The sequence below is a fragment of the Aldersonia sp. NBC_00410 genome, from assembly GCF_026342035.1.
GTDB lineage: Bacteria > Actinomycetota > Actinomycetes > Mycobacteriales > Mycobacteriaceae > Aldersonia.
The window spans coordinates 292,031-311,273 of record NZ_JAPENM010000006.1; the positions used below are offsets into that span (position 1 = coordinate 292,031).

Below are 19,243 nucleotides of genomic sequence, written 5' to 3' on the forward strand. Positions count from 1 at the left end.
TTGACTTATATCGAAAAGGTGGCATCATGGGCCACGGCAGATAGTTCGACATATGTCTCACAGGTGGAGGTCCGGTCATGTCCCGTGTGCAGCTCGCGCTCAACGTCGATGACCTCGACGCGTCGATCACGTTCTATTCCAAGCTATTCGGTGTCGAACCGGCCAAGGTCAAGGACGGGTATGCGAACTTCGCGATTGCCGAACCCCCGTTGAAACTGGTGCTGATCGAAAACCCCAGCAAAGGGGGCTCGATCAACCATCTCGGTGTCGAGGTCGAGTCCAGCGACACCGTGCAGGCCGAGATCACCCGGCTCACCGACGCCGGGTTATTCACCCAGGAGCAGATCAACACGACATGTTGTTTCGCCACCCAGGACAAAGTCTGGGTCACCGGTCCGGCCGGTGAGCAGTGGGAGGTCTACACCGTGCTCGCCGACGCCGACACCTTCGGCACCTCTCCGGAGTCGCTCGCCGCGTCACCGTGCTGTTGAGCACCGGCACCGATCCCCGCGGCGTGGTCGGGAAACTCCCCGTCCTGGACCGGTTGCTGCCGGTATGGATCGGCGTCGCAATGGCCGCCGGTCTGCTGCTCGGAGGCGTGATTCCGGGCCTGGGTGACGTGCTCGGCGCCGTGGAGATCGACGGCATCTCCCTGCCGATCGCGCTGGGCCTGCTGATCATGATGTATCCGGTGCTGGCGAAGGTTCGCTACGACCGTCTCGACGCTGTCACCGGCGACCGCAAACTCCTGATCGGCTCGCTGGTCCTGAACTGGATCGTCGGTCCAGCGCTGATGTTCACACTGGCCTGGCTGTTTCTGGCCGACCTGCCCGAATACCGCACCGGACTGATCATCGTCGGACTGGCCCGTTGCATCGCGATGGTGATCATCTGGAACGACCTCGCCTGCGGCGACCGGGAAGCTGCCGCGGTGCTGGTGGCGATCAACTCGGTGTTCCAGGTGCTCATGTTCGGCGTCCTGGGCTGGTTCTACCTCTCGGTGCTGCCGGGCTGGCTCGGCCTCGAGCAGACCACGATCGACACCTCGCCGTGGCAGATCGCCAAATCGGTGCTGATCTTCCTCGGCATCCCTCTTCTCGCGGGCTACCTCACCCGGCGATACGGGGAGAAGGCGAAGGGCCGGGACTGGTACGAGTCGAGGTTCCTGCCGAGGATCGGTCCGTGGGCGCTGTACGGGCTGCTGTTCACGATCGTGATTCTCTTTGCGCTGCAAGGTGAGCAGATCACCTCGAACCCGGTTGACGTGGTCCGGATCGCGATCCCGCTGCTGGCGTACTTCGCGGTCATGTGGGGCGGCGGCTACCTGCTCGGCATCACCCTTCGCCTCGGATACGCGCGCACCACGACTCTCGCGTTCACCGCCGCGGGCAACAACTTCGAACTCGCCATCGCCGTCGCGATCGCCACCTACGGTGCCACCTCCGGGCAGGCGCTCGCCGGTGTCGTCGGTCCACTGATCGAGGTCCCCGTCCTCGTGGCCCTGGTCTACGTATCCCTCGCGCTTCGCCGTCGGCTGTTCCCCAGCGAAGCGGCCGAATCCGCCACCCCGACAAGGAGTTTCCGCCGATGACGCACGTCCCGAGCGTCCTGTTCGTCTGCGTGCACAACGCCGGCCGCTCGCAGATGGCCGCCGGATTGCTTGCCCACCTCGCCGGCGACCGCATCGAGGTTCGATCCGCCGGCTCATCGCCGGCCGGCGAGGTCAACCCGGCTGCGGTCACCGTCATGGCCGAACTCGGCATCGATATCTCCACGCAGACACCGAAAATCCTCACCACCAACTCCGTCGAGGCCTCCGACGTGGTGATCACCATGGGCTGTGGCGACACCTGCCCCGTGTTCCCCGGCAAGCGCTACCGCGACTGGATCCTCGACGACCCGGCGGGGCAAGGCGTCGATGCGGTGCGCGCGATCCGTGACGAGATCAGAGACAAGGTGGAGGCATTGATCACCGAACTGGCCCAGGGCCCAGTGCGTCGAATCGCAAGCCGTGAGCCTGACACTCGTGGTTAGGATTCGAGTCAGGGAGATGACCGGAAACGTGCGCGGAGGAATTCGCTATGCCCCACACAGTGGACTTCAAGACCGTATCGACAGTCGGCCTGGAAACATCACCGGTCGCATCGGCGCTCGCCGGTCTACGAGCGAACGAGGCCCGATATTTCAAGAACAAGTACGACCACGTCTTCACGGTGGAGCCTGCCGAGGACGCTGAGTCGACCATCAAGTGGGTGAGCCGAATCCTGGAGGACGAGCGCGGCATCGTCATCGCCTCCCGCCCACTCGAGGCCACGGCATTCGAGGTAGCGGGCATACGTTTCGCCTACGTCTTCTACGAGGACGGTCTGTCGATCAACGTCATGTACTCGGTCGACGAGTCCGGCAAGCGGGCGGTTGGGTTCAAGCTCTCCGAGGAGATGGAAATCCCCGCGGAACTTTCCTCGTTCAAGTTCGCGAGGCAGAAGTCGAAGCTGGCGGGCACGATTCGCGGGTCCTACTTCGTCATCAAGAGTCAGTACTGACCTCGAATTGCAGAGCCCGAGCGCGGTATTAGGGAGCGGTTCGGCGACCGTTCACGCCTGGACAGGCGTAGGCTCGAACCACGGATCCACAGCAGACCAAGGTCGGACCGGAAGAAAAGATTCCTCCTCTCGGTTGTGGCGCCCAGCACGAGTACTAGGCACCCACGCGAAGCGAGGCCCATCAACTGGGCACAGCGCGGTGGGCCTGCGTCGGGGCCGGTGACATGGCTTCCGACGCCGAGGCCACATTTCACGGCGCAAACATGCACGCTTGGTAACCAAAGTGGTTCATGCTTCGGACGGCTCTCCTTTTAATTGGGAGCGCCGTCCGACTCGCGTTTGCCGACGTCGCGGGCGAGGGTAGCGATACGGCTCAGCCCGACTGCGGCATGACCTTCACGCTTTTCGCCGGTGGCTCCCGCTCAGCCTGCGAAGTCGGGGCACAGGTTCGTCGTCGCTGCGCTGACGAACAAGGTGCCCTGATTGAAGTTGTAGGTGTGCTCGACCGCGCTCATCTCGTCGAGGACCGAGGTTCCGTGGCGGAGGTGGTCGCACGTGGCGTACCCGGCCGCCACCATCTCGTCGGCGGTCTTGCCGGGCAACCCGGCGTTGTTGATGCTGATCTCGTCGAGAAACGATGCGGGGGTTGCCGATGCCGTGCCGGCGCCGATGATGCCGGCGCTGAGGCCGGCGACGGTGAGGGCGAAGGTGGCGGCGATGGTGTTGCGGCGAATGCGGGTGGTGAACACGTTGTGGTCCTTTGCTCGGTCGCGATGATCGGGGTTGGAATGTTCTGCACACCGTTTCTCGGTATGGCTCAAACATTGCCCCGTCACGTGGGCCGCGGATACCCACCCTGGGGGTGTGGAGACCGCCCTGCGGGTGGCGCATTGCCGACACCCTGGATGCGGCTCGTGTCGTCGTGGGCGACGGCGCGCTAGGTACTCGGCGAGTTCGCGGTTCCCGCGAGGCGGTGGTGTCACATCCCGCTGTGGACCAAGTGATACGAAAAATCGGTAGCTCGGGTCATCTCGTTCGGGTGCGTAGTGCCGATCGGTCATTGGAGTAGGCAACTACTCGCGATTCTTGCTCTCGGGTCGGCGACAGTTGGACGGCGGAAACCGACCAGCCGACGTGATTGTTTCGACGCATGCTCGGCGAACAGATCCGAGGACGACATGACATCCGTATCAACCGACGAGGTCGCGGTCCGGCCCGTACCCGCACCAATCGACGCGGCGCCGACTCGACGCTGGTGGGCGCTGGGCGTGATAGCGATGGCCCAGCTCATGGTGGTTCTCGATGGAACCATCGTGACTATCGCGTTGCCCTATGCGCAGGATGACCTGGCTATCTCCGACGCCAACCGGCAATGGGCGTTGACCTCCTACGCGCTGATGTTCGGTGGACTGCTGTTGCTCGGGGGACGGCTCGCCGACTACCGCGGCCGTCGCCGCATGTTCCTCATCGGCTTGGGCGGGTTCGCGGCATCATCGGCCTTGGCCGGGCTCGCCTGGGACGGCATGTCGTTTTTCGCCGGCCGAGCCCTGCAGGGCGTGTTCGCCGCCGTCCTGGCGCCGGCCGCGCTGGCGCTCATCACCGTCACGTTCGTCGAGCACCGCGAACGTGCCCGTGCCTTCGCGGTGTACGCGGCGGTGTCTGCGGGCGGCGCGGCGATTGGCCTGATCGCCGGCGGTGCGCTCACCGAGTACGTCTCCTGGCGCTGGACGCTGCTGATCAATACCCCGATCGCCGTCGTCGCCGCGATCGGCGGCCTGCTCCTGGTGATCCGCGATCGGCCCGCACAGGTACGTGGCAGCTACGATCTGCCCGGTGCGGTTACGGTGGCCCTCGGCTTGGTCAGCCTGGTCTACGGTTTCACTCGCGCCGCCGAAGCCGGGTGGGGCGCGGCATCCACGGTGATGTTCTTCGGGATTGCGGCCGTCCTGTTGACGATGTTTGTCGTCATCGAGTCACGCGTCACGAATCCGCTGCTGCCCCTGCACATCCCCGGGGAGATCAACCGCGGCGGCGCCTTTCTGACGGCGTTCGTCATCCCGATCCCGCTCTTCGCGATGTTCCTGTTCCTGAGCTACTACTTCCAGAACACGCTGGGCTATACGCCACTGCGCACCGGAGTGTTGTTCCTGCCTTTCCCGCTCGCGATCGTGGTATCCGCCGGCTTTGCGAGCTCGCTGTTGCCGCGGGTCGGGCCACGACCGTTAATGGCGGTCGGAAGCGGTTTGGGTGCAATAGGTCTGGTCTATCTGGCACAGCTGCAGCCCGGATCGACGTGGCTGAGTCTCGTACTGCCGAGTCAGGTACTCATCGCCCTGGGGCTGGGCCTGGTCTTCGTTCCCATGCAGGCAGTCGCGCTGCACCGCATCGAGGAGCGCGACGCCGGAGTTGCCAGCGCACTGCTCAACACGGCCCAACAGATTGGCGGTGCCGTGGGACTGGCTCTGCTGAGCACTGTCGTCGCGCAGGTCTTCGCCCGTCATCCGGGCAGTGCGATCGCGCTCAATCCTGCCACTGGGCAACCGGTCCCGATCGATCCGAACGGATTCACCGCCGCGAACATCCACAGCTACGACGTCGCCTTCTACTGGGGTGCCGGATTCCTGCTGCTCGCGATGGTGGTGAGTCTGGTGACGGTACGGCTGGGGCGAAACGGCCTCGGCGACGAGACCCAGAACGCCGCACATCTCGTGGCCTAGGGTGCGAGTCTCAGGAAGTTCAGTCGAGCCCATCCCAAAACCCGGTGAGCACGGCCGCCCCACGGGCGGGGTCTTGCACCATCCACCAGTGCCCCAATCCGTCGAGGACCTCGGTACGGGCGCCGGCTCGGCCGGCCGCGCGCCGCCGCATTTCGGCGGAGCCGACGTAGGGGTCGTCGGTGGCCGACACGGAGAGGCCGGGCCGAACCGCCGCATTCTCGAGATCGAGTCCGGCTTGCTCCAACGCGGGCTGGCGCGCCGATCGGTACAACTCCAGGATCGCGCGCCCCATTTCCGGGCTCTGGGCTGCGGCGATCCGCTTGCCGATGTCCTCGGGCAAGCCGACCATGGCGTACTGAGCGGCCCGTTCCTCGGGCGTACCGCTCAGCATCATCTCGACCAACTGCTCACCCTCGCCGGGCGCCTGAAACACCCGGGCCATGTCGTGCCACTCATATTCTGGGTCGAACATTCCGACGACGTCGCTGGCCCAACTGCGCACGAGTTCGGGGCGATGCATCACCACGTTCACCACGTGGATGCCGCCGAAGTCGTGCCCGACAAGGTCGACCGGCCGGTCGAGACTTTCCAGCTGAGTTTCGAGCCAGTCACGGTAGGCGAGGTATGTCGCAGAGAAGTCCTCGGGCAGCGGGGAACCGAATCCCGGCGGTGACAACCGCAGCACGTCGTCCCGACCGAGCGCGTCGACGAGCGGGTTCCAGATCGCATCGGTCTCCGGATTTCCGTGCACCAGAACAACTGTCATGGCAGCTTGATCGCAGATAGGTAGAACCCGACAAAGGTGCGGTAGAGGTCGATGTCGTTGAGTTGGCTGTTGAGTTCGACCGAGTCGCTGCTCGCGATGATTGCGTGGGCGAAGGTCATCGGCGGGATCAGCAGGGTGCCGCCGAGTCGGTCGATGCCCTCGACGATGAACTTCGCCAGCGCCTCGACGGCCTCGGTCCGCCTGGCCTCGACCCGTTCCCGCGCCTCGGGGTTGCGAAGGAGATAGAGGTTGAACTCGAGTCCCAGTGCAGCGTTCTCGGGGCCGCGGGCATCGCTCAATTGGCGCCACCGCTCGGCGATCTCATCGATCTCGCGCGCCCCGACCTCCGTCTCCGACGCCATGACCTCGGCAAACTTGTCGAAGTAGCTGCGCCAGTACCGGTCGCTCACGGCAAGAAACAAGTCCTCTTTCGTGGCGAAGTACTTGTAGATCGCCCCCTTGGAGTAGCCGGCGGCCTTGGCGATGTCGTCGAGGGTGGCCGGAACGAATCCCTTCTCCGCGAACACCTGCTCGGCGGCGTCCACGAAAAGCCCGCGAGTGCGTTCGAGGCGTCGCTGTCGCGTCCATGTCTCAACCACAAGGCGAATATTGCCACAGAAAAGGTCTTCCGTCAGCCGATCGGTCACTCATATACTCACGGGGATCTCTTCGGACAACTAGCCGCTCACCCGCGCATGGGGAAGGACAGTCGTGAGCATGTTGGGTAAGAAGGACTCCACCGTCACCGAGTCGCTCGGCGGATCCGCCGGGCTGGGCACAGCAGTAAAACCATCTTCCAAGCCCGTGCTGATCTGGGCCACCATCGGCGGCGCACTGCTGGCCTTCCAGCTGTACGTCTGGCTCAAATGGATGACCGGACCCAATTTCGAGCGTGTGCTGCCCGGTGTCAGCGATCCACCGATGTTCATGAAAACGATCCTGACCATCTGGACCGCCGTCATCTGTATCGGCCTGCCGATCAGCCTGTATTACTTCATCGTCCGGCCGTGGCGGCGGGAGCGGCGAATCACGCTCGACGGCATGCTGCTGGTGTCGATGGGCCTGATGTTCTTCCAGGACCCGCTGCTGAACTACTTCAACACCTGGAGCACCTACAACACCTGGATGTGGAACCGCGGTTCCTGGGTCCAGGACATTCCGGGTTGGCAGTCCTACGGTGAACCGGGCGCCATGATGGCCGAGCCCGTGCTGATGAACGCACCCGGCTACTCCTTCGGTGTCCTGCTGTGCACGATTCTCGGCTGCTGGGTGATGCGTAAGGCCAAGTCGCGCTGGCCGAATATCAGCACGCTGAGTCTGATCGGCATCGTCGTGGTGTGGGCGTTCTTCTTCGACCTGGTGATCGAAGGCCTCTTCCTCATGCCGATGGGCCTGTTCACCTACCCGGGCGCCATCCAATCGCTGTCGATCAACGCCGGCACCTACTACCAGTGGCCCCTCTACGAAGGGCTCATGTGGGGGGGCGTCCAAGCCGGCCTGTGCTGCCTGCGCTTCTTCACCGACGACCGTGGCCGAACAATTGTCGAGCGGGGACTCGATAACGTCCGAGGTGGCGTGATCAAGCAGCAGTTCATCCGCTTCCTGGCGATCTTCGCCGCGGTGAGCGCGATCTTCTTCGTCTTCTACAACCTGCCCGCGCAGTTCTTCGCCATGCACACCGACCCGTGGCCCGAGGACCTGTTGAAGCGCTCGTACTTCACGATGAACATCTGTGGTGACGGGACCGACCGCCTCTGCCCCGACCCGACGATTCCTATGCATCGCAACGGGTCCGGCTACATCAACACCGAGGGGCAACTCGTGATGCCGCCGGGTGTCGAGCTTCCAAAAGTAGTTCCGTTCGAGAAGGGAAACTGAAACGTTGACTGCCACATCTGAAGTCGCGAGTTCCGCGGTGGACGCGCCGTCGTACTGGGCGGTCGGGGACGAAGTGGAGATCTTCCGCGCGGCCGCCAGCCGTGGCGTCCCGGTTCTGCTGAAAGGCCCGACGGGCTGCGGCAAGACCCGCTTCGTCGAGTCGATGGCCCACGCACTCGGTCGGGAACTGATCACCGTTGCCGGCCACGAGGACATGACGTCCGCGGACCTCGTCGGCCGGTTCCTGCTCAAGGGCGGCGAGACCGTATGGGTGGACGGGCCGCTGACGCGGGCCGTACGTGAGGGCGCGATCTGCTACCTCGACGAAATCGTCGAGGCGCGCCAGGACACCACCGTCGTCATCCATCCGCTGACCGATCACCGTCGGCTGCTTCCGATCGATCGACTCGGCACCTCGTTGACCGCCGCACCTGGTTTTCAGCTGGTGATGTCCTACAACCCCGGCTATCAGAGCGTGCTGAAGAACATCAAGGAATCGACCCGGCAAAGGTTTGTTGCCATCGAGCTCGGCTTCCCGCCCGCGGATATCGAAACCGAAATCGTCGCCCACGAATCGGGGGTGGACCTCGCGACTGCACGGGCAATCGTCCGGGTGGGACAGGCAATTCGGAACATCGAGGCATCGCCGCTGCGCGAAGTGTCGTCGACCCGAATGCTGATTCTGGCCGGTGTGCTCGCCAACGAGGGGCTGCCCTTGCGCACCGCGGTCCAGTCCGCCGTCGTGCAGGCGCTGACCGACGATGCCGACATCATCCGCGCGCTCGGCGAACTCGTGAACGCGGTCTTGCCCGAATGACCGAAACCGCGCCGGTGGGGCCGGAGCGTTTCCGGCTCCTCGCCAACTACATCGCCGGCATGGCGATCGATGTCGCCGTGGCACCCGCCGGCCAGCCGGCGCATATCAACAAAGACGCGATTCTCGTGTCGGCGGGTGGCACGGTTGAGGAACAGCGTCGCGAGGTGCTGGTGCAGAGCGCCCTGCTGGGCGCCGGGAGTTTCGACCCTCGCCTGATGAAGGGTTTGCGCGCTCGTCCTGCGATCGCGCGCCGTTACCTCTCGCTCGAGGGGCGGCGCGTGTTGGCCGAGTTGGCCGAACGTATGCCGATCGCGTCCGCGGCGCTTCCTGTCGACGGGACACGCAGAACAGCGAGCTCGGATGAATCACTCGAAATAGCCAAGGGGGACGCCGAAGTCGCCGATCCACCGGCCTGGTTCGGCGTCCTCAAGCCCGCGCAATTGGTGACTGTCTCGGGGCCCGGCACCAAAGCCACGGACAAAGATTTGCGTCTGGAGTTCGACCTCGCCGACATTCCCGAGACCGAGGACGAGGACGAGGAAGACACCGCGAAGTCCGGGGAAAGCAAGATACTCAAGCTGTTCGACAATCCGCTGTTCAGCAACAAGACCATGTCCGACTTCCTTCGCAAGCTGATGGGCAACTCGCGAAGCCCCGGCGAGGAGGCCGCCGGCGGCGAACTCCAGATTCGTTCGATACGGCGCAGCTCGAAGGCCGGCCCCGATGCCCGACCGCTCGCCACCCCCATCCACTTCACCGATGACGGCAAGCCCGCCGCCGCGTTGGGGGTGCGCGGAGTGCTGCACCCGGAGTGGGACACGTTCAACAATTGCTACAAAGAAGACTGGTGCCGGGTTCTCGACTTCCCGCTGGCGGTCCCCGCCGATGTCGCCGACGCGGCCGTGGTTCACGATGAGGTGCTTCGGCGGCGCCTGTCTCGGGTTGGTTTGGGCCCCAAGCTACTTCGCAGTCGCGCCGATGGCGACGACCTCGACATCGAAGCCCTCATCGACCTGTTCGTCGATCTGCGCTCCGGCTACTCGCCGCCCGAACATATCTACACCGAGCGCCGCAAACTTGCGCGCAATCTCGGGGTGCTCATCCTTCTCGATTCGTCGGGGTCGGTCACGGAATCCGATTCCGACGGCCTCGCTGTCCACGAACACCAACGACGCGCGGCCGCAACCATCGCGGCCACCCTCGAAGAACTCGGTGACCGGGTGGCGGTCTATGGGTTCCGGTCCGAAGGCCGGCGCGCGGTTCACCTGCCGGCGATCAAGACGTTCGGGCAGCGGTTCGGCGCGCTCAGCCGCGCTCGTCTGAACCAGCTCCAACCCACCGGCTACACGCGGCTCGGTGCTGCCATCCGTGGCGCGGCCAAGATACTCGAGACCGAAGCGGGGACTCCGAACCGGCTGCTGCTCGTCCTGTCGGACGGCTATCCCTACGACCAGGACTACGAAGGCCGCTACGCCGAAGCCGACACACACAAGGCCTTCGAAGAGGTCCGCGCGGATGGTATTGCGTGCCTGTGCCTTTCGATCGGCGCCACAGCGGACAGCGATGCGCTCGCACGCGTATTCGGTTCCGCCAGCCACGCCAGTGCCGAGAAACTGTCCGAGTTGAGTCCGCGGATGGACGAGTTGTTCCTCTCGTCCCTGAAGGAACTCTCCGTGTCCAGGTCGCGGGGGTAACGATGAAAGTATTGCTGACAGGGGCGATGGGCAACATCGGCTATTCCACTCTGAAGGGGTTGCTCGCCGAAGGGCACGACGTCGTCGCCTTCGATCTCGAATCCAAGCGGGCGCGCAAGCTTGCTTCGGGCCTCGATGAGCGGGTTCGCGTCGTGTGGGGTGACATCACCGACCGGGACGGGCTCCGGCAAGCACTCGACGGCGTGGACGCGGTGATCCATCTCGCGGCCATCATCCCCCCGCTTGCGGACCGCGCCCCGGAACTTGCCCAACGAGTGAACGTCGATGCGACCCTCGGCTTGATTGCCGAAATGGAGGCGTCACCGACGGCGAAACGACTGATCTTCGCGTCGTCGATGGGCATCTTCGGCGATGTCCAGGATCGTGAACCACCGCTTCGTGTCGACACGCCGGTTTCGCCCACCGACGAGTATGGGCGCCAAAAGATCAAGTGTGAGGAAGCGATTCGGGCCTCGGGTTTGCAGTGGAGCATTCTGCGGCTGGCAGCGGTGACGCCGATTCAGTTGCAGGTGCAGGACCCAAGCATCCTGTTCGAGTTCAGCCCCGACGCACGCATGGAGTTCCTCCATCCGGATGATGCCGGCACGGCATTCGCACGCGCTGTCGCCTGCGCGGAATCGATCGGGAAGGTGCTGTACCTCGGCGGTGGCGCCAATTGCCAAACGACCTATCTGGAATTCGCGACCGCACTGATGAAGACGATCGGAATTGGCCCGGTGCCGATCGACGCGTTCCCGCGGACGACACCGCCCCGTTTCTACGGCGACTGGCTGGACACCGAGGAGAGCCAGCGCCTCCTCGGGTTCCAATCGCGAGGAATCGACGAGCAAATCGCGGACATGAAGAAGCACTTCGGTCTGATCGCACCACTCGTCCGCCTCGTGCGCCCGCTCGCGACGTGGTTCGTGGTTCGCAAGTCTCCCTTCCTCGCGGAGAACAGGCGCTGATAGCGTCACCTCGCGGCCGACGATATGTGGCACGGGAAAAGGTAGACGGAAACCTCGATGTGCAGGGAGAGGTTTTCTTCAGTCGTGAAGCCTATTGACGAGTCGACTCCGGTCGTCACCACCGACGTTGTTGTTATCGGGTTCGGCGCAGCCGGCGCGTGCGCGGCCATCACCGCCCGCGAGCAGGGCGCGGATGTGATCGCACTCGATCGGGCCAACGGTGGCGGCGCGACCGCGTTGTCCGGTGGCATCATCTACGCCGGTGCCGGGACGTCCGTGCAAGCCGCGGCCGGTGTCGAGGACACCGTCGAGCAGATGATGGCCTATCTGCGCCTCGAGGTCGGCGACGCCGTCAGCGAAGAGACGCTGGAGAAGTTCGTACGCACGAGCCCCGAGATGATTCAGTGGCTGAGCGACCAGGGCGTGCCATTCGACTCCTCGCTGTGCCCCTACAAGACGTCGTTCCCGAACAACAGCTACTACCTGTACTTCTCGGGCAGCGAGAATTCCGGGGCGTACCGCCGCCGCACCCCGCCGGTGCAGCGCGGCCACCGGGTCAAGGGCAAGGGCACCTCGGGCAAGCAGCTCTACAAGCCGCTGGCGAAATCCGCGCAGAACAAGGGCGTTCAACTCCTGCCGCACACGATGGCGACGGAATTGATTCAGGACGAGTCGGGCCGGGTCACCGGTGTGGTCGCACGGACGATGCAATATGCCCCGGCCCGGATCCGCCGGCTCTACACCGCGGCGTGCGCGGTTTCGGCAAAGCCCGGCATCTACTACCCGCCGCTTCGCAAGCAGATGGAGCGATACCGCGCATCCCTCGAGGAGCGCTATGCGCGCCCGATCCGGGTCATGGCGCGCCGCGGGGTCGTTATCGGCGCGGGCGGCTTCATCGCGAACACAGACTGGGTCAACGAGTTCGCGCCGCAATATGCGAACGGCCTTCCGCTGGGCACCAGTGGCGACGACGGCAGCGGTATCGCACTTGGGCAGAGTGTCGGGGCGATCGCCGAGCGCATGGACAACGTCTCCGCGTGGCGTTTCATCACGCCGCCGAGTGCCTTCATCGGCAGCATCGTTGTCGATGCCAAGGGCCGGCGGATCATCGACGAAAGCCGGTACGGCGCGGCCCTTGGCCAGGCCATTGTGCGGAACCACGACGCCAAGGCATGGATCCTCGCGGATGCCGACCTGATGTCCGAGGCTCGCCGCAATCTCATCAAGCAGACCCTGTGGTTCCAGCGCGCCCAGGTCTCCGCCCTCATGACGCTCGACTCGGTGCGCGGTAAGTCGTTACGCGACGTTGCTGAGGCCGCCGGTATCGACGCCGAGGGACTGATTGCGACTGTCGAGGCCCACAACGACGCCATCGACAGCGGCACGGAAGACCCGGTAGGAAAGCCCGCCGAACTGACTCGGCGGGCCGTTCGAGCGCCCTTCACCTTGCTGAACATCTCCGTCCGGCCGAGCGTCATCAACCCGACCCCGATGCTCACGCTCGGCGGCGTGCGAGTCGACGAGAACAGCAGTGCCGTCCTCGACGAAAGCGGCGATCCGATTCCGGGTCTCTACGCCGCGGGCCGGACGGCCATCGGCGTCTGTTCCGACTCGTACGTCAGTGGGCTGTCGATCGCGGATTGCGTCTTCTCCGGTCGGCGCGCCGGGCGCCATGCCGCACAGCAGGCCTCGGATCTGGCCGACAGCTGGCCGGATCGCGAGTCTGCGTAGCCGAGCTTCGAAAGGGACGTCGCGACGCATATCGCGTCCGACGTCCTTTTTTCGTTGGCAGGGTTCTCGGCTGCTTGCCGGCTGACAGTTCGCCGCCGCCATTGAGATACGTACTTGTATCTCAAATACAGCTCCGTATAGTTGTGGTCGAGGTCACTGGACAGCCACGCGAGGAGGACCGACATGCAGTCGACGAAGCCGGGCGAGTGGGTGGATACCGGAACGCGCCTCGACGAAATCGACTTCACGCGGTGGCGGATGAACATTCCGACCGACCGCTACACGTCTCCCGAGATCGCCGAGCAGGAGCACGAGCGGATCTGGATGCGGGTCTGGCGGGTGGTCGGCCGGGAGAACGAGCTGCCGAACGTGGGGGACTGGAAGGAATACAAGATCGGTGACCAGGCCTACGTGATCGTGCGCGGAAAGGACGGGGTGATCCGCGGTTTCGTCAACGCGTGCCGGCATCGGGGCAACCAGCTGTGTACCGGCGGCAGCGGCAACGTGAAGCGCTTCCTCTGCCCGTACCACCTGTGGTCCTACGACCTCGACGGTCGGCTGCGGGGCGTGCTGCGGGAGACCGAGAACGTGGTCACCCCGCCCGAGAAGGAGGGGCTCTCCCTGCTGCCGATCCCGGTCGAATGCTTCGCCGGATTCATCTTCCTCAACCCCGATCCCGCCGCGGAACCGCTCTCCGAGTACCTCGGACCCGAAGTCGCGGACCTCCTCGCGCCTTATCGTCTCGATGAGATGTACACGGTCATGGACGTGCGAGAGTCGTTGAACTGCAACTGGAAAGTCGTGATGGATGCCTTCGAGGAGGGTTATCACATCTCGGGCATCCATCCGGAGTTGCTGCGGGTGATCACGATCGATCCGAGCACGAGCCGGTACAAGTTCTTCGATAAGCACAGCGTGTCGATGGCGCCGTTCGACGTCGCGAATGCCTCGACGTACGGACCGCAGGAACAGGTCGACGGAATTCTGGAGTTGCCCGGGACCTTCCCATCAGTGCAGGCGCATCTGCCGCGGTTCTCCGAACTGGTCGACGGATATCGCTCTGCCGATGGCGAATTGGAGTTTCCCGAGGGTGTCACCGCGCGCACGCTGCTGCAGCGCGCGACCCGTGAGACGTTGACCGGAATGGGCCTCGACGTCAGCGACCTCACCGATGCGCAGATGAGTGACAACCACGGCTGGGTGTTGTTCCCGAACTTCTTCATGACCATTCGCGCCGGCGAGGCGACGATCATCATGGCCGAGCCGCATCCCGACGGCGATCCGAACAGGTGCTTCTGGCACATCAAGAGCTTCATGTGGCTGCCCGAAGAATTCCGCGAGTCCTTCAAGGTTGAGCCGGTCGAGGTTGAGGAGCCGGGGAGCTATCCGTACTTCCTCGCGCTGCAGCAGGACTACGAGCAGATGCCGCGGCAGCAGGTCGGATTGCGCAACAACCGGCTCGAGTTCATGTCGCTGGTGAAGGAGGAGATCGTGATCGCGCACTATCACTCCGTGGTGGACCGTTACCTCGAGGGCGCGGTGTAATTCTCGGATCCCCGCAGTGAATCAACGTACTTCGAGTGGAGCGAAATTGAGCGAAATCGCGGACCTGATCGGCAACTACTCGGGCCATCGGCGCACGGTGCTCGAATACAGCCAGGTCGTCGGGCGGTTGGTGGCGGCCGCCAAAGGACCAGGTTTTGGCGTGGACGGCTGGGCGCCGCTGGGCAAGCTCGTGGCGGTCGAGGACTTCGTGCGCGTGGGGAACTTCAAAGAGGTGATGAACTGGCACGAATACACCTCATTCCTCACAAACTGGGCGACTTCGGCTGAATGGGACTGCTCCTTCAAACGGATCAGCGAGACTGGCGACGTCGTGTTCCTCGAGCTCGAGGAACGCAGCAAGATGGGAGCGTTCGAGAGCGTGGTGAATTCGCTGAGCGTCTACGAGTTCGATGCCGCGGGACTGATCAAGCGCATCGACGTCTACCTGCAGATGGAATTGCCGAGCAGTGAACTGCTCCAGGGTTACGAAGGGGTGGACATTTCGCAATGACCGACACTGCCAGCACCGCAAAGGGAACCGGCGCGCCGGACGACCTCGATTCGGTCGATTTCTTCACGAATAGCAAGATCCTGCACGATCCGTACGACTATCTGGCCGCGCTGCGCAACGAGTGCCCGGTGCGCCGGGAGACACATCACGACGTAGTCATGGTGACCGGTTACCAGGAAGCACTCGCGATCTACAACGACACCGAGCGCTTCTCGTCGTGCACCTCGGTCACGGGCCCGTTCCCCGGTTTGCCGGTCCCACTCGTTGGTGATGACATCAGCGACATCATCGCGGCGCACGCCGACGAGTTGCCGTTCAGCGATCAATTGCCGACGTTCGATCCGCCCAAGCACACCGCGCACCGGTCGCTGCTGTCGCGGATGATCACGCCGAAGCGGCTCAAGGAAAACGAAGACTTCATGTGGCGACTGGCCGACAGCCAGTACGACACCGCGCTGGCCACTGGCACATGCGAGTTCGTCGCCGACTTTGCGGCGCCGTTCGCGATGCTGGTGATTGCCGATCTGCTCGGCGTGCCCGAAGCCGACCATATCGAGTTCAGCAAAGCCCTCTTGACGTCGACCGGCTCGCTCGGCAGCAGCGAGGGCGAATCCTTGAACCACACGCCGCTCGAGTTTCTCTATCAGAAGTTCGCGGCCTATATCGACGACCGGCGAGCCGAGCCGCGCGGCGACGTGCTCACCGGCGTCGCGTCGGCGAAGTTCCCCGATGGCAGCACCCCCGAGGTGATCGACGCGGTGCGGGTCGCGGCGAATCTCTTCGCCGCCGGCCAGGAGACCACCGTGCGGTTGCTCAGTGCGGCCGTGATGATTCTTGCCGAGGATCAACAGTTGCAGACACGACTGCGTGAAGACCGTTCCCTCATAGCGAATTTCATCGAGGAGTCGCTGCGATTCGAGAGTCCGGTACGCGGTGACTTCCGGCTCTCCAAGGTGCCCGTGAACGTCGGCGGCGTCGACCTCCCCGCCGGCACCACGGTGATGTTGGTCAACGCGGCGATCAATCGCGACCCGCGTCAGTTCGAGAATCCGGACGCGTTCGATATTGCGCGCGGCAACGTGCGCACACAGGTGGCCTTCGGTAGGGGAGTGCACACCTGCCCCGGCGCTCCGCTCGCGCGCACGGAGGCCCGGGTGAGCCTCGAGCGATTGTTCGATCGGACCTCGCGGTTCTGGATCGACGAGGAGTTCCATGGCCCGGCCGATCAGCGTGAGTACCGCTACCTGCCCACGTTCATCCTGCGCGGCCTGACCAAGCTGCATATCAGGTTCGATCCGGCGGGCGATCGATCGTGAGAGTCCGGGTCGACGACGACATCTGCGCTGGGCACGGTGTCTGCGTTGCGACCTGCCCGGAGGTATTTCGGCTGACTGCCGATGGGTTTTCGGAGGTCCTCGTCGACGTGGTCCCGGCCGAGCACGTCGAGGCCGCAAGGACTGCCGTCGAGCAGTGTCCCGAGCACGCCATCGAAATGGAAATCGACTGAGCCAGTGGGATTCGGCTCAGGGGGTTCGGCTCAGTGGGGTTTGGGGGCCACGTTCGCCATCACCATTTGCAGATACGGCCCGTAGAGGTCCACTCCGTCGATCTGCCCGTTGATCGTAATGCCCTCATTGGCGGCGATGAGAAGTCGCGCGAGTGCCTCCGCCGGCATCAGCAGCGAGCCGCCCAACCGGTCGACGTGCGTGGTGATGTACTCCGCGAGCGACCGAATCGTTTCCGCGCGTTGCGCTGCAAGCCGTTCTCGCGCATCGGGATTGCGCAGGAGGAACAGCGAGAACTCGTAGCCGAGTGCAGCGCTGTCCGGGCCGGACATGGTCAGCTCACGCCATCTTTCGGCCAGCTTCTCGACATCGAGGTTGTCGAGGCGCTCGAATGAGGTGATGACGCCCGCGAAACTGTCCAGGAAACGCCGCTGGTGTCGCTCGATCACCGCGAGGAAGAGATCTTCCTTGGTTCCGAAATTCGAGTAGATGGCGCCGCGGGTGTAGCCGGCGACATCGGCGATGTCCTCGAGCGCGGCGCCGCCGAAGCCCTGCTTGGCGAAGACCTCTTCCGCCGCATCCAGCAGCAGGCTACGGGTGTGCTCGACTCGTCGTTGCCGCGTCCATCGTTCCGCCACGAGACTCATCCTCCCAGGCGGTCTGCGGAGTGCGGAACTGTGTGGCCAAACCGGACATACATCGTTGTATTTTAGATACACACTTGTATAGTTGTGGGCGAATGGCCGGTATCGGCACCCGCGGAAGGAATCGCCTGCAATGAAGCTGGAAGACCGCATTGCGAAGCATCGCCGGATGGCCGAGAGCTACCGCGACAAGTACGTATTGCAGAAGGTGGCCGAGGGTGAGACCTACGACGAGTGGGAGTTCACCGATGACGCGGTCTACACCTCGCCGTACTTTGTCGCCGAGCAAGAGCTCGTCCTCGCCGACGTCGCGACGCATTGGGACATTGCTGCCACGATCGAGGCGAAGGCCTACGGCAACGAGTTTCCTGATTGGCGCCCGGTCGGCCACAAATTCTGGCCGGCCGAGAACGGCTTCGTCATGCGGTATCGCTGGGAGGGGACATCGGTCTCCACCGGAAAGGTGATGGGCTTCTACTCGATCAGCTTCGTCGAGACCAACGACGATGCACAGATCGTGCACTGGTCCACCTACGTCAATGACGAGGAGTACGGCCCGTTTCTGGAGTTGGCGATCGGCGCTCGGGGGCCGTTCTACAACGACGAGTACATGCAGGCGCTTTCACGTCATTTCGAAAAGCACGGCCTGACGATGTGATTCACCCCCGATGCCAGCCTGCGAAGAGGAACCGCGCATGACGATCAGTGCAACCGACGCCGCGTATTACGACCCCTGGGACGTCGCCCTCAACGTGGATCCCTATCCGATGTTCAAGCGGTTCCGGGACGAAGTGCCGTTGTACTACAACGAGGCCCACGACTTCTATGCGGTCAGCCGCTTCGACGACGTGAACCGCACTCTGGTGGACAGCGAATCCTTCAGCTCGGGGCGCGGTTCCGTCCTCGAAATCATCAAGTCGGGCATGGAGATACCTTCGGGCGTGCTGGTTTTCGAGGATCCGCCGATCCACGACATCCACCGAAAGCTACTCTCACGGGCCTTCACACCCCGCAAGATCAACTCGCTCGAGCCGCATATTCGCGAGTTCACCCGCACCTGCCTGGATGCGGTGGCAGGGGGTGGCAGCTTCGATTTCGTCGCCGATCTCGGCTCGGTGATGCCGATGCGGGTGATCGGCATGCTGTTCGGCATTCCGGAGGATCATCAGCGCCGGGTGGCGGCCGACGGCGACAAGTTCGTGCGGACCGAGCGCGGCGGGCAGATGACCGACAACCCCGACGGTCCGATCACCGACGGCGAGGTGTTCGCCGATTTCATCGACTGGCGCAGAGAACATCCCGCGGACGACCTCACCACCGAACTCCTCGAGGCCGAATTCACCGACGAATTCGGCGTCACCCGCAGACTCCGTCGTGACGAACTGCTCATGTTCATGAATGTCGTCGCAGTGGCGGGTGCCGAGACGACTACCCGGCTGCTCGGCTGGATCGGCAAACTGCTGTCCGAACATCCGGACCAGCGCGCGCTCTTGGCTGCTGATCGATCGCTGCTTCTCGGGGCGATCGAAGAGATCCTTCGGTTCGAGCCTCCCGCGCTGCAGATCGCTCGCTATGTCACTCGCGATGTCGAGTTCCATGGCACGACTGTCCCGCAGGGCAGCGCGCTCCTCACGCTCGTCGGTGCCGCGAACCGCGACGAACGCCGATTCGGTGACGATGCCGACCGCTTCGACATCACGCGGGCGCCCAAGCAGCACATCACGTTCGGTGTCGGCGCGCACTTCTGCCTCGGGAATGCGCTCGCGCGCCTCGAGGGTCAAGTCGCGTTGGACGAGATCCTGAACCGTTTCCCGGAATGGACGGTCGACCTCGACCACGCTGTCTTCTCGTCGGCGTCGGCCGTGCGCGGCTGGGATAGCATGCCGGCGCGCGTCTAGCGACGAGTGATGCACGGGTGGGCGGA

Annotated in this window: 20 protein-coding genes; 16 read left to right on the forward strand and 4 right to left on the reverse strand. The window is 63.9% G+C overall.

The window, feature by feature from the left end; genetic code table 11:
- Positions 1–77 precede the first annotated feature (77 nt).
- Genes OG921_RS16235 through OG921_RS16250 form a run of 4 tightly spaced genes read left to right on the forward strand, consistent with a single transcriptional unit; the run spans position 78 to position 2,543 of the window.
- Positions 78–491, forward strand: coding sequence for an ArsI/CadI family heavy metal resistance metalloenzyme (locus tag OG921_RS16235; RefSeq protein ID WP_266113494.1), 414 nt, complete (start codon positions 78–80; stop codon positions 489–491).
- The gene (gene arsB / locus OG921_RS16240; RefSeq protein ID WP_323182800.1) at positions 488–1,591 is read left to right on the forward strand and encodes an ACR3 family arsenite efflux transporter; all 1,104 of its coding nucleotides are present in this window, start codon (positions 488–490) and stop codon (positions 1,589–1,591) included. The genes OG921_RS16235 and arsB overlap by 4 nt, the downstream gene beginning before the upstream one ends.
- On the forward strand, positions 1,588–2,034 hold the full coding sequence (locus tag OG921_RS16245; protein ID WP_266113495.1) for an arsenate reductase ArsC: 447 nt from the start codon (positions 1,588–1,590) through the stop codon (positions 2,032–2,034). The genes arsB and OG921_RS16245 overlap by 4 nt, the downstream gene beginning before the upstream one ends.
- 47 nt (positions 2,035–2,081) lie before the next feature.
- A complete protein-coding gene (locus OG921_RS16250; RefSeq protein WP_266113496.1) occupies positions 2,082–2,543 on the forward strand; it encodes a phage tail protein in 462 nt (153 codons plus the stop codon).
- A 422-nt stretch (positions 2,544–2,965) separates the two neighbouring features.
- Here the strand turns inward: OG921_RS16250 and OG921_RS16255 are convergent, their stop codons facing one another.
- Positions 2,966–3,292: a DUF732 domain-containing protein gene (locus OG921_RS16255; protein WP_266113497.1), complete on the reverse strand. Its 327-nt coding sequence runs from the start codon at positions 3,290–3,292 to the stop codon at positions 2,966–2,968.
- Positions 3,293–3,721: 429 nt separating this feature from the next.
- On the opposite strand from OG921_RS16255, the gene OG921_RS16260 reads away from it, so the two are divergent.
- Positions 3,722–5,260 (forward strand): MFS transporter, encoded by a 1,539-nt coding sequence (locus tag OG921_RS16260; RefSeq protein ID WP_266113498.1) that lies wholly within the window; start codon positions 3,722–3,724, stop codon positions 5,258–5,260.
- Between the two features lie 19 nt (positions 5,261–5,279).
- Here OG921_RS16260 and OG921_RS16265 read toward each other — a convergent pair whose 3' ends face one another.
- Positions 5,280–6,026 (reverse strand): alpha/beta fold hydrolase, encoded by a 747-nt coding sequence (locus tag OG921_RS16265; protein ID WP_266113499.1) that lies wholly within the window; start codon positions 6,024–6,026, stop codon positions 5,280–5,282.
- On the reverse strand, positions 6,023–6,625 hold the full coding sequence (locus tag OG921_RS16270) for a TetR/AcrR family transcriptional regulator (protein WP_266113500.1): 603 nt from the start codon (positions 6,623–6,625) through the stop codon (positions 6,023–6,025). Before OG921_RS16270 ends, OG921_RS16265 begins: the two co-directional genes overlap by 4 nt.
- Before the next feature lie 118 nt (positions 6,626–6,743).
- Here OG921_RS16270 and OG921_RS16275 point away from each other — a divergent pair, with 118 nt between their 5' ends.
- The 9 genes from OG921_RS16275 (at position 6,744) to OG921_RS16315 (ending at position 16,677) form a co-directional block, all read left to right on the forward strand.
- The gene (locus tag OG921_RS16275) at positions 6,744–7,904 is read left to right on the forward strand and encodes a spirocyclase AveC family protein (protein ID WP_266113615.1); all 1,161 of its coding nucleotides are present in this window, start codon (positions 6,744–6,746) and stop codon (positions 7,902–7,904) included.
- Positions 7,905–7,908: 4 nt separating this feature from the next.
- On the forward strand, positions 7,909–8,721 hold the full coding sequence (locus tag OG921_RS16280; protein WP_266113501.1) for a CbbQ/NirQ/NorQ/GpvN family protein: 813 nt from the start codon (positions 7,909–7,911) through the stop codon (positions 8,719–8,721).
- Entirely contained in the window at positions 8,718–10,415 is a 1,698-nt protein-coding gene (locus tag OG921_RS16285; RefSeq protein WP_266113502.1) for a nitric oxide reductase activation protein NorD, read from the forward strand. The genes OG921_RS16280 and OG921_RS16285 overlap by 4 nt, the downstream gene beginning before the upstream one ends.
- 2 nt (positions 10,416–10,417) lie before the next feature.
- Complete coding sequence (locus OG921_RS16290; RefSeq protein WP_266113503.1) at positions 10,418–11,383, forward strand: NAD(P)-dependent oxidoreductase; 966 nt, start codon at positions 10,418–10,420, stop codon at positions 11,381–11,383.
- 84 nt (positions 11,384–11,467) lie between these two features.
- Positions 11,468–13,114, forward strand: coding sequence for an FAD-binding protein (locus OG921_RS16295; protein WP_266113504.1), 1,647 nt, complete (start codon positions 11,468–11,470; stop codon positions 13,112–13,114).
- Positions 13,115–13,297: 183 nt separating this feature from the next.
- Entirely contained in the window at positions 13,298–14,659 is a 1,362-nt protein-coding gene (locus tag OG921_RS16300) for an aromatic ring-hydroxylating dioxygenase subunit alpha (protein ID WP_266113505.1), read from the forward strand.
- Positions 14,660–14,705: 46 nt separating this feature from the next.
- A complete protein-coding gene (locus OG921_RS16305; RefSeq protein WP_266113506.1) occupies positions 14,706–15,170 on the forward strand; it encodes a hypothetical protein in 465 nt (154 codons plus the stop codon).
- Positions 15,167–16,486 carry a cytochrome P450 gene (locus OG921_RS16310; protein ID WP_266113507.1) on the forward strand — a complete coding sequence of 440 codons (1,320 nt, stop codon included), beginning with the start codon at positions 15,167–15,169 and terminating at the stop codon, positions 16,484–16,486. Before OG921_RS16305 ends, OG921_RS16310 begins: the two co-directional genes overlap by 4 nt.
- Entirely contained in the window at positions 16,483–16,677 is a 195-nt protein-coding gene (locus OG921_RS16315) for a ferredoxin (RefSeq protein ID WP_266113508.1), read from the forward strand. Before OG921_RS16310 ends, OG921_RS16315 begins: the two co-directional genes overlap by 4 nt.
- Positions 16,678–16,707: 30 nt before the next feature.
- On the opposite strand, the gene OG921_RS16320 is transcribed toward OG921_RS16315, so the two are convergent.
- Positions 16,708–17,313, reverse strand: a complete 606-nt coding sequence (locus OG921_RS16320) for a TetR/AcrR family transcriptional regulator (protein ID WP_266113509.1) — start codon at positions 17,311–17,313, stop codon at positions 16,708–16,710.
- 139 nt (positions 17,314–17,452) lie between these two features.
- Between OG921_RS16320 and OG921_RS16325 the strand changes: the two genes are divergently transcribed.
- Together OG921_RS16325 and OG921_RS16330 are read left to right on the forward strand one after the other, a co-directional pair.
- Positions 17,453–17,977: a hypothetical protein gene (locus OG921_RS16325; protein WP_266113510.1), complete on the forward strand. Its 525-nt coding sequence runs from the start codon at positions 17,453–17,455 to the stop codon at positions 17,975–17,977.
- Between the two features lie 37 nt (positions 17,978–18,014).
- Positions 18,015–19,217: a cytochrome P450 gene (locus tag OG921_RS16330; protein WP_266113511.1), complete on the forward strand. Its 1,203-nt coding sequence runs from the start codon at positions 18,015–18,017 to the stop codon at positions 19,215–19,217.
- The last annotated feature ends 26 nt before the right edge of the window (positions 19,218–19,243 follow it).

Bases quoted from the DNA above. Each gene is read 5' to 3' on its own strand.
- OG921_RS16235 (WP_266113494.1), top strand. From the start codon at position 78: ATGTCCCGTGTGCAGCTCGCGCTCAACGTCGATGACCTCGACGCGTCG.
- OG921_RS16245 (WP_266113495.1), top strand. From the start codon at position 1,588: ATGACGCACGTCCCGAGCGTCCTGTTCGTCTGCGTGCACAACGCCGGC.
- OG921_RS16250 (WP_266113496.1), top strand. From the start codon at position 2,082: ATGCCCCACACAGTGGACTTCAAGACCGTATCGACAGTCGGCCTGGAA.
- OG921_RS16260 (WP_266113498.1), top strand. From the start codon at position 3,722: ATGACATCCGTATCAACCGACGAGGTCGCGGTCCGGCCCGTACCCGCA.
- OG921_RS16265 (WP_266113499.1), bottom strand. From the start codon at position 6,026: ATGACAGTTGTTCTGGTGCACGGAAATCCGGAGACCGATGCGATCTGG.
- OG921_RS16275 (WP_266113615.1), top strand. From the start codon at position 6,744: ATGTTGGGTAAGAAGGACTCCACCGTCACCGAGTCGCTCGGCGGATCC.
- OG921_RS16285 (WP_266113502.1), top strand. From the start codon at position 8,718: ATGACCGAAACCGCGCCGGTGGGGCCGGAGCGTTTCCGGCTCCTCGCC.
- OG921_RS16290 (WP_266113503.1), top strand. From the start codon at position 10,418: ATGAAAGTATTGCTGACAGGGGCGATGGGCAACATCGGCTATTCCACT.
- OG921_RS16300 (WP_266113505.1), top strand. From the start codon at position 13,298: ATGCAGTCGACGAAGCCGGGCGAGTGGGTGGATACCGGAACGCGCCTC.
- OG921_RS16310 (WP_266113507.1), top strand. From the start codon at position 15,167: ATGACCGACACTGCCAGCACCGCAAAGGGAACCGGCGCGCCGGACGAC.
- OG921_RS16325 (WP_266113510.1), top strand. From the start codon at position 17,453: ATGAAGCTGGAAGACCGCATTGCGAAGCATCGCCGGATGGCCGAGAGC.
- OG921_RS16330 (WP_266113511.1), top strand. From the start codon at position 18,015: ATGACGATCAGTGCAACCGACGCCGCGTATTACGACCCCTGGGACGTC.